General features: G+C 62.7%; 7 protein-coding genes and 1 pseudogene. 3 read left to right on the forward strand and 5 right to left on the reverse strand.

Annotated features, from left to right (window positions below; translation table 11 throughout):
* Positions 1 to 106 precede the first annotated feature (106 nt).
* The 5 genes from AC1DS5_RS06945 to AC1DS5_RS06965 form a co-directional block, all read right to left on the reverse strand.
* Positions 107 to 1,897: an acyl-CoA dehydrogenase C-terminal domain-containing protein gene (locus AC1DS5_RS06945; RefSeq protein WP_477717513.1), complete on the reverse strand. Its 1,791-nt coding sequence runs from the start codon at positions 1,895 to 1,897 to the stop codon at positions 107 to 109.
* A gap of 111 nt (positions 1,898 to 2,008) precedes the next feature.
* Positions 2,009 to 2,941, reverse strand: a complete 933-nt coding sequence (locus AC1DS5_RS06950; RefSeq protein WP_477717514.1) for an electron transfer flavoprotein subunit alpha/FixB family protein — start codon at positions 2,939 to 2,941, stop codon at positions 2,009 to 2,011.
* The gene (locus AC1DS5_RS06955) at positions 2,942 to 3,691 is read right to left on the reverse strand and encodes an electron transfer flavoprotein subunit beta/FixA family protein (protein WP_477717515.1); all 750 of its coding nucleotides are present in this window, start codon (positions 3,689 to 3,691) and stop codon (positions 2,942 to 2,944) included. It lies immediately after the preceding gene.
* Positions 3,692 to 3,950: 259 nt separating this feature from the next.
* Positions 3,951 to 5,285: a mechanosensitive ion channel family protein gene (locus AC1DS5_RS06960; RefSeq protein ID WP_477717516.1), complete on the reverse strand. Its 1,335-nt coding sequence runs from the start codon at positions 5,283 to 5,285 to the stop codon at positions 3,951 to 3,953.
* A 131-nt stretch (positions 5,286 to 5,416) separates the two neighbouring features.
* Positions 5,417 to 6,370: a histone deacetylase family protein gene (locus AC1DS5_RS06965; RefSeq protein ID WP_477717517.1), complete on the reverse strand. Its 954-nt coding sequence runs from the start codon at positions 6,368 to 6,370 to the stop codon at positions 5,417 to 5,419.
* Between the two features lie 31 nt (positions 6,371 to 6,401).
* Here AC1DS5_RS06965 and AC1DS5_RS06970 point away from each other — a divergent pair, with 31 nt between their 5' ends.
* From AC1DS5_RS06970 to AC1DS5_RS06980, 3 genes and pseudogenes are all read left to right on the forward strand, one after another.
* The gene (locus AC1DS5_RS06970; protein ID WP_477717518.1) at positions 6,402 to 7,322 is read left to right on the forward strand and encodes an AAA family ATPase; all 921 of its coding nucleotides are present in this window, start codon (positions 6,402 to 6,404) and stop codon (positions 7,320 to 7,322) included.
* A gap of 27 nt (positions 7,323 to 7,349) precedes the next feature.
* The gene (locus AC1DS5_RS06975; RefSeq protein WP_477717519.1) at positions 7,350 to 8,369 is read left to right on the forward strand and encodes a DUF58 domain-containing protein; all 1,020 of its coding nucleotides are present in this window, start codon (positions 7,350 to 7,352) and stop codon (positions 8,367 to 8,369) included.
* A 150-nt stretch (positions 8,370 to 8,519) separates the two neighbouring features.
* Positions 8,520 to 8,640, forward strand: a pseudogene (locus AC1DS5_RS06980) (IS481 family transposase); the annotation flags it as partial.

The following is an 8,640-nucleotide window of genomic DNA, read 5'->3' on the forward strand; positions in this document are numbered from 1 at the left end:
AAAAAAACAGGTCTCTGGCCCATTGAAAACAGTCGAGAAACAGGCAAGAAACAGGCGCAGATAGCTATCACATTAATAGCGTGATAGCGTAATAGCGATTGAGGTTTTAAAACGCTTCCAGCGCCAGTGCAGTCACGCAGTCCGCACCTTCAACAATGCTGTCGCGCACACCGGGAGCCTTGGTCAGCAGGTGGTCGGCATAAAAACGGGCGGTGGTGATTTTGGCCTTCATGAAATCGGCGTCCACGCCCTGGGCAAGCTGCTCCTGGGCCACCAGCATCGAACGCGCCATCTGCCAGCCGGCCACCACATTGCCTGCCAGCATGAGGTAGGGAACGCTACCGGCAAAAACGGCGTTCGGGCTGGCCTTGGTGTTGCCCGCGACAAATTCGACCACATCCACAAATGCTTCCCGGGCGGCCTTCAGCCGTCTGGCCACCGCCACCGCATCGGCATTGCCCTGCCGGATCAGTTCGTTTTCGGTCGCTTCAATCTGCTTGGCAATCGCCTTGGCTGTCTGGCCGCCATCGCGGGATGTCTTGCGGCCCACCAGGTCGTTGGCCTGGATGGCCGTCGTGCCTTCGTAAATCGTCAGGATTTTTGCATCGCGCATGTATTGCGCAGCGCCGGTTTCTTCAATAAAACCCATGCCGCCGTGAACCTGTACGCCCAGCGACGTGACTTCCAGGCTCATCTCGGTGCTGTAGCCCTTGACCAGCGGCACCATAAATTCGTAGAAGGCCAGGTTTTGTTTGCGCACCTCGGCATCGGGATGGTGGTGTGATGCATCGTAGGCCGCTGCCGCGACCGAGGCCATGGCGCGGCACCCTTCGATGTAGCCGCGCATGGTCATCAGCATGCGTTTGACGTCGGGATGATGGATGATGGGCGCACTGGCTTTGATCGATCCGTCAACGGGGCGGCTCTGCACGCGCTCCCGGGCAAAGCTCACCGCCTTCTGGTAGGAACGCTCGGCCACGGCAATGCCCTGCATGCCAACGGCATAGCGCGCCGCATTCATCATGATGAACATGTACTCAAGCCCGCGGTTTTCTTCACCGACGAGGTAGCCGACGGCGCCGCCGTGGTCGCCATACTGCAGCACGGCCGTGGGCGATGCCTTGATGCCCAGCTTGTGCTCGATGCTGACGCAGTGCACATCGTTGCGCGCACCCAGGGAGCCGTCCTTGTTGACCAAAAACTTGGGCACGACAAAAAGGCTGATGCCCTTCACGCCTTCGGGTGCGCCGGTCACGCGCGCCAGCACCAGGTGCACGATGTTCTCGGCCATGTCGTGCTCACCATAGGTGATGAATATCTTGGTGCCGAACACCTTGTAGGTACCATCGGGCTGCGGTTCTGCGCGGCTGCGCACCATGGCGAGATCAGAGCCCGCCTGCGGCTCGGTCAGGTTCATGGTGCCGGTCCACTGTCCGCTGACCAGCTTTTCAAGATAGACCGCCTTCAAATCATCGGAGCCGGCCGTCAGCAGGGCTTCGATGGCGCCGTCACTGAGCAGCGGGCACAGGGCAAAACTCATGTTGGCCGAATTGAGCATCTCGCCACAGGCCGCGCCTATGGTCTTGGGCAGGCCCTGGCCGCCAAACTCGGCCGGATGCTGCAGGCCCTGCCAACCACCTTCCGCGTATTGTTTGAAGGCCTGCTTGAAGCCAGGGGTGGTGGTGACCACGCCATCTTTCCAGCTCGAAGGATTTTTGTCGCCCTCCCAGTTCAGCGGCGACAGCACGTCCTGGTTGAACTTGGCGCACTCTTCAAGCACCGCCTGCGCCGTCTCAAATCCGGCGTCTTCAAAGCCGGGAATTTGCGCGACCTGGTCGATGCGGGCCAGGTGCTTGATATCAAACAGCATGTCCTTAAGAGGGGCGATGTAGCTCATTTTTTGTCTCCGTTTTTTCCCCTTCCCCCGCTGGGGGAAGGTTGGGATGGGGGCCTGGCGCCGCACTGCCCCCACCCCTGCCCTCCCCCAGCGGGGGAGGGAGTTAAGGGGTCACAAAGCTGCAACCAGTTCCGGTACAGCGGTGAACAGGTCAGCCTCCAGCCCGTAATCAGCAACGCTGAAGATAGGCGCTTCCGGGTCCTTGTTGATGGCCACGATGACCTTGCTGTCCTTCATGCCGGCCAGGTGCTGGATGGCGCCCGAGATGCCGGCCGCGATGTACAACTGCGGCGCCACGATCTTGCCGGTCTGGCCCACTTGCCAGTCGTTGGGGGCATAGCCCGCATCGACCGCGGCGCGGCTGGCACCCAATGCGGCGCCCAGCTTGTCAGCCAGCGGCATCATGACTTCGTTGAACTTCTCGGCAGAACCCAGCGCACGGCCGCCCGACACGATGATCTTGGCGGCGGTCAGCTCGGGGCGGTCGCTCTTGGCGATCTCGGAGCCGACAAACGACGACTTGCCGCTGTCGGCCACGCCGGCCAGCGTTTCCACGGCGGCCGAGCCGCCCGTGGCCGCTGCCGCATCGAAGCCCGTAGTGCGCACGGTGATGACCTTGGTGGCGTCCAGGCTTTGCACAATGGCAATCGCATTGCCGGCATAGATGGGGCGCTCAAAGGTATCCACCGCATCGACCTTGGTGATGTCGGAAATCTGGCCAACGTCCAGCGTGGCGGCCACGCGGGGGGCGATGTTCTTGCCCGAGGCGGTGGCCGGAAACAGGATGTGCGAATAGCTGCCGGCGATGGCGACCACCTGCGCGGCCATGTTTTCCGCCAGGCCGTGCTCAAAGTGCACGCCATCGACGTGGATGACTTTGGCGACACCGGCTATTTTGGAGGCGGCCTGGGCTGCAGCTTCGGCACCCTTGCCGGCGACCAGCACATGCACCTCGCCACCACACTGGGCAGCGGCGGTCACGGTGTTGAGGGTGGCGGGCTTGATGCTGGCGTTGTCGTGTTCGGCAATTACAAGTGCGGTCATTTAGATCACCTTCGCTTCGTTTTTGAGTTTGTCCACCAGGGCGGCCACGTCGGCCACCTTGACACCGGCGCTGCGCTTGGGCGGCTCGCTGACCTTGAGGGTCTTGATGCGCGGCTTGACGTCCACACCCAGGTCTTCGGGTTTGAAGTTGTCGAGCTGCTTTTTCTTGGCCTTCATGATGTTGGGCAGCGTCACATAGCGCGGCTCGTTCAAACGCAGGTCGGTGGTGATGATGGCGGGCAGCGTGAGGGCCAGCGTTTCCAGGCCGCCGTCGACTTCGCGGGTCACTTTGGCCTGGCCGCCTTCGACTTCGACCTTGGAGGCAAAGGTCGCCTGGGGCCAGCCCAGCAGGGCGGCGAGCATCTGGCCGGTCTGGTTGCAGTCATCATCAATGGCCTGCTTGCCCAGAATCACCAGTTGGGGCTGCTCCTTGTCGACCAGGGCTTTCAGCAGCTTGGCCACGGCCAGCGGCTGCAGCTCTTCGGCGGTCTCGACCAGGATGGCGCGGTCGGCGCCGATCGCCATGGCGGTGCGCAGGGTTTCCTGGCACTGCAGCACGCCGCAGCTCACGGCGATGACTTCGGTCACGACGCCCTTTTCCTTCAGGCGGGTCGCCTCTTCGACGGCAATCTCGTCAAACGGGTTCATGCTCATCTTGACGTTGGCGATGTCGACGCCGGTGCCGTCCGATTTGACGCGGACTTTCACGTTGTAATCGACTACACGCTTGACGGGTACCAAGACCTTCATTTCAGGGCTCCAGAGTTTGTTAATTGACGTTGACGTAAACGTAAGCCTTGCATTCTATGCTGCGGCCTTCGTGGTGCGGGCGGCCAACTTGTTGCCCGGAGGGTTATCCGCCACGGCAGCAAGCAAAAAAAAGAACGGTCGTTCTATTTCATTATAAATGGCTCCCCCTGTGGAATTAGAGCATCTCCACCAAACAACTGTCGTGCAGGCGTCAATTGGAAGCACCCCGAAGGCACCGGCCTTCCCGCGCTCCGGCGCCTCAGGAAGGCCTGACGCCCTCCGCGGCGCTGGCACGCGTGTGAATCACCCGCTGCGGATATGGAATCTCGACGCCGTTCTCACGCAGGGCCTTCAGCACCGCGAGGTTGATGCTGGAACGCAGGTTTTGCTGGCCATTTTCGGGGTCGGTCATCCAGTAGTTCAGCGTGAACTCCAGCCCATCGGCCCCGAAATTGGTCAGGTTCACGGAAGGCACGGGATCGCGCAGCACGCGCTCCTGCTTGAGCGCCGCTTCGGCCAGCAAACGCATCACCAGCGCCACATCGCTGTCATAGCCCACCGACACCACGGTGGACTGCAGTACCCGCAAATCACTCAGCGAAAGATTTTCGATGCGGTTGCTGATGAACATCTCGTTGGGCACGATGGATTCGCGACCGGACGGTGCCCGCACGACGGTGTAGCGGGCGTTGATGTCGGTGATGCGGCCTTCGAAGGTATCGACACGCACGTTGTCCCCGATGCGCACGCTGCGCTCGGCCAGCATCACAAAACCGCTCACATAACTGGCAGCCAGCTTTTGCAGGCCAAAGCCCACACCGACGCCAATCGCACCGCCCAGCACCGACAGCGCCGTCAGGTCAATGCCCACCGACGAGAGCGCGAGCAACAGGCCCACAAACATCAGCACCGCCCGCACGGCATTGCTCACCGCCTTGCGCAGGGACAACTCGCCGCCAGTGGCCGAGCGCAGCAGGCGCGCCTCCAGCGCCGAGGAAATCCACAACGCGATCAAAAGCACCACCCCTGCCGTCAGCGTGCCCTCGAGCATGGTGCGCACCGACAGGGTCGAGTTGCCGACCTTCCACTTGATACCGTCCAGCTCCTCGAGAATCACCGGCAGCAGGCCGCTGACCCAGAGCACCATGGCGATCCAGGCCAACCATGAAAACGTGCGCTCCATCGCCCGCACCAGCGGCGCATTTTTGAATGCCACCTGCAGCACCTTGACGCCCAGGCGAATCAGCGCCAGCGCCAGCAGCACCGGAATGGCCACCCTGAAAACCGCCAGCGGAAACATCCGCGCCAGCAGCGCCTGTACCGCATAGGCAAAAAACAAAAGCAGCAGAGGGAAAAGCACGCCGTCAACAATGCGCCGGCCAAACAGGATGGACGACTCATCAGCACTGTGCCGCGCACGGCTGGCCACCCGCACCACCAACCAGGCCAGCAGGGCACAGGCGATCAGCGAAGCCAGCTCAGTCAGCGCGGAGGACTGGGTCAGGGCTGAGAACCAGGCATCCAGGTTGTCGATGCGGGCCGCTGGACGGACGAGTGAGGCATTGGCAGGATTCAGGGCGCCGGCGCTGGCCATTGCGGTTTCCTTTGTTCAACTTGATTCAACGTTGTTCAACTTTTTCAATGAAGCCGGGAGTTCCCTCGCCGAGGCCGGGAATCCGTTCACACGGCTCAGCGCGCGGCGATGGGCGGCGCGCACGAGGCTGCCTACAAATCGGCCAGCACACGGATATGCGCTTCGACGCTGCGCGCCAGCGCCCGCAGGTTGTAGCCGCCTTCGAGCGACGACACGATGCGGCCCTGCGCATGGCGCCTGGCCACATCCTTGATGCGCTGGGTGATCCAGGCATAGTCCTGCTCCACCAGTCCCAGCTGGCCCAGCTCGTCATCGCGGTGTGCATCGAAGCCGGCACTGATGAAAATCATCTCGGGCCTGAAGGCTTCCAGGCGCGGGATCCAGTGCGCCTCGATCAGTTCGCGCACCTCCATTCCCTTGGTGTAGGCCGGCACTGGCAGGTTGACCATGTTGCTGGCATGCGTGTCAGCGCCGCTGTAGGGGTAAAAGGGATGCTGGAAAAAACCCACCATCAGTACACGCTCATCGCCGCTGAGGATGTCTTCGGTGCCGTTGCCATGGTGCACGTCGAAATCGACCACCGCCACGCGTTTGAGCCCGTGGCGCTCCAGGGCATATTTGGCCGCAATGGCGACGCTGTTGAAAATGCAAAACCCCATGGCCTTGTTGTGGCAGGCATGGTGCCCCGGCGGGCGCACGGCGCAAAAGGCGTTTTCGATTTCGCCGGCCATCACGCTGTCGGTGGCCGCGAGCGCGGCGCCCGCAGCCCGCAAGGCGGCGTTCCAGGTATGCACGTTGAGGGCGGTGTCCGGATCAATCTGCGCGTAGGCCGGACCGCCCGCGTCAATGTCATCGGTCAAGTGATCGCTCAGGCCGCGGATCGCCGCCACCATCATGCGGTCGTGCGCCAGCTCGATGTCGCCCAGTGCAGCCAGCGGCGCCTCGCGCCGGTCCAGCGCATCACCAACGCCCGAGGCCAGCAGCTGGTCTTCAATGGCGTCGAGCCGCTCGGGGCATTCAGGATGCCCCGGACCCATCTCGTGCATCCGGCAGTCTTTGTGAGTGAAATAACCAGTCGCGTTCATAGCATGAAAATTTTGCGGTAAGGTTGACGACATGAATGTCAAAGAAAAACTTCAAGCGCTCCTGAATCAGCTTAACACGGTCATTGTCGGCAAGCACGCGCAGGTGCAGGACTGCGTCGCCTGCCTGCTCGCGGGAGGCCATCTGCTGATTGAAGACGTTCCCGGGGTGGGCAAAACCACCCTCGCCCATGCGCTGTCGCGCTCGTTCGGCCTGCAGTTTTCCCGCGTGCAGTTCACAGCCGATTTGATGCCCAGCGATTTGTCGGGTGTCTCGATTTACGAGCGCCAGAAAGAAAGTTTTGTCTTTCATCGCGGTCCCCTGTTTGCCCAGGTGCTGCTGGCCGACGAAATCAACCGGGCCAGCCCGAAAACGCAGAGTGCGCTGCTGGAGGCCATGGAGGAAAAGCAGGTCACGGTGGAGGGCGAAACGCGTCCGCTGCCTGTGCCGTTTTTTGTGATTGCCACGCAAAACCCGCACGACCAGCTGGGCACCTATGCCCTGCCCGAGTCGCAGCTGGACCGTTTTCACATGCGTATCTCGCTGGGCTACCCCGACCGCGCCGCCGAACGGGAACTGCTCCGGGGCAACGACCGGCGCGAGATGGTCGACAAGCTGCCGACGCTGCTGGCCCCGCACGACCTGCTGGAGCTGCAACAGCTGGTCGCGCAGGTGCATGCCGCGGACCCCTTGCTGAACTACCTGCAGGATCTGGTGGCGGCCACGCGCTCGGGTCGCTGGTTTCTGCAGGGCCTGAGCCCGCGGGCGGGCATCGCCGTCATGCGCGCCGCCAAGGCGCAGGCATTCCTGGACGGCCGCGATTATGTCGCCCCCGACGACATCGCCGCCGTGCTGCCGCAGACCACCGCGCACCGCCTCCTTCCCGTGAGCGACGCCGGTCGCGGCTCTGTGGAGCAGGTACGTGCGATGCTGGAAGCCGTGCCCTTGCCCTGACCCCCGAATCAGGAAAACCCGTTCTTCATGGCCGCTCTGGCGCTCATCCCCAACCCCCTGTCTTTTATCAGGGGCCGTTTCCAGACATGGTGGCAGGGCAAGCTGCCCTTCACCGACAGCGTCATGCTGACACAGCGCAATGTCTACATCCTGCCCACGCGTGCGGGGTTGATGCTGGGCGTGACCCTGCTGGTGCTGCTGGTCGCCTCGATCAATTACCAGCTCAACCTGGGCTACCTGCTGACGTTTTTGCTGGCCGGCAGTGCGCTGGTGGGCATGCATGTGTGCCATGGCACCCTGCGCGGGCTTGCCATGAATTTGATGGCGCCACCCGCTCAATACGCCGGAGCGACCGCCTCCTTTGACATCAAACTCACAAACACCAGGCGGGCCGCGCGCCATGGCATCGGCCTGAGCGTGCTCAATCCGCACGATGTGGATGCACATAAAGGCCGCAAGCAGCACTGGGCCTGGACCGATGTGCCGGCGCAAGGCAGCAGCGTGGTGCAGGTGGCCTTCACGCCGCCGCGGCGCGGTGTGCACCGCTTGCCCACACTAACAGCGGAAACACGCTTCCCGCTCGGCACCTTCCGGGTCTGGACGGTCTGGCGGCCGGCGGCCCAGCTCCTGGTCTACCCCGCGCCTGAACTGCACCCGCCGCCACTGCCCCCGGGCGAGCCGCGCTCCGGCGGTGCCGCAGCCGCCGCGCGGGCGCAGAGCACGGGCGAGTTCGACGGCATCCGCAGCTACCGGCGCGGCGACCCGATGAAACTGGTGGTCTGGAAAAAAGCGGCGAAGGCCGACGAGCAGGGCAACGGCCTGGTGGTGCGCGACACCCAGCAGGCCCAACGCCATGAGCTCTGGCTGGATTTCATGCAGGCGGGTTCTGCGGGTGTCGAGCAAAAGCTTTCGCGGCTTTGCGCGTGGGTTTTGCTGGCCGACAAACTGGGGCTGGACTACGGCTTGCGTTTGCCTGCGCTGGAGATCAGGCCTGCGAGCGGTGAGGCACACAAGCGGTTGTGTCTGGAGGCGCTGGCTTTATGTTGACGGGTGGACTTCCTGAGGCTGCAGGCCGGGACTCGCCCCGGCGGGCGACTTACTTTTCTTTGCTTCGCTGTATGGACTGGGCACATACGCAACAGGTGTTCGGAGACATAGGAAACACTTCTTCAGCGCCATTGGCGCAAGGAGAAGGGCATGCCTTGGCAACCGAGAGACCTGATGGACATCAAACGCGAATTCGTGGCACTGGCCTTGCAAGAAGGCGCCAACCGGCGCGAGCTGTGTCGGCGCTTTGGCATTGGCGCGAAGGCCGCAT

It is taken from the genome of Polaromonas sp. P4_H1 (assembly GCF_056400945.1).

Coding starts and splice junctions, on each gene's coding strand:
- AC1DS5_RS06945 (WP_477717513.1), bottom strand. CDS start 1,897: ATGAGCTACATCGCCCCTCTTAAGGACATGCTGTTTGATATCAAGCAC.
- AC1DS5_RS06950 (WP_477717514.1), bottom strand. CDS start 2,941: ATGACCGCACTTGTAATTGCCGAACACGACAACGCCAGCATCAAGCCC.
- AC1DS5_RS06955 (WP_477717515.1), bottom strand. CDS start 3,691: ATGAAGGTCTTGGTACCCGTCAAGCGTGTAGTCGATTACAACGTGAAA.
- AC1DS5_RS06960 (WP_477717516.1), bottom strand. CDS start 5,285: ATGGCCAGCGCCGGCGCCCTGAATCCTGCCAATGCCTCACTCGTCCGT.
- AC1DS5_RS06965 (WP_477717517.1), bottom strand. CDS start 6,370: ATGAACGCGACTGGTTATTTCACTCACAAAGACTGCCGGATGCACGAG.
- AC1DS5_RS06970 (WP_477717518.1), top strand. CDS start 6,402: ATGAATGTCAAAGAAAAACTTCAAGCGCTCCTGAATCAGCTTAACACG.
- AC1DS5_RS06975 (WP_477717519.1), top strand. CDS start 7,350: ATGGCCGCTCTGGCGCTCATCCCCAACCCCCTGTCTTTTATCAGGGGC.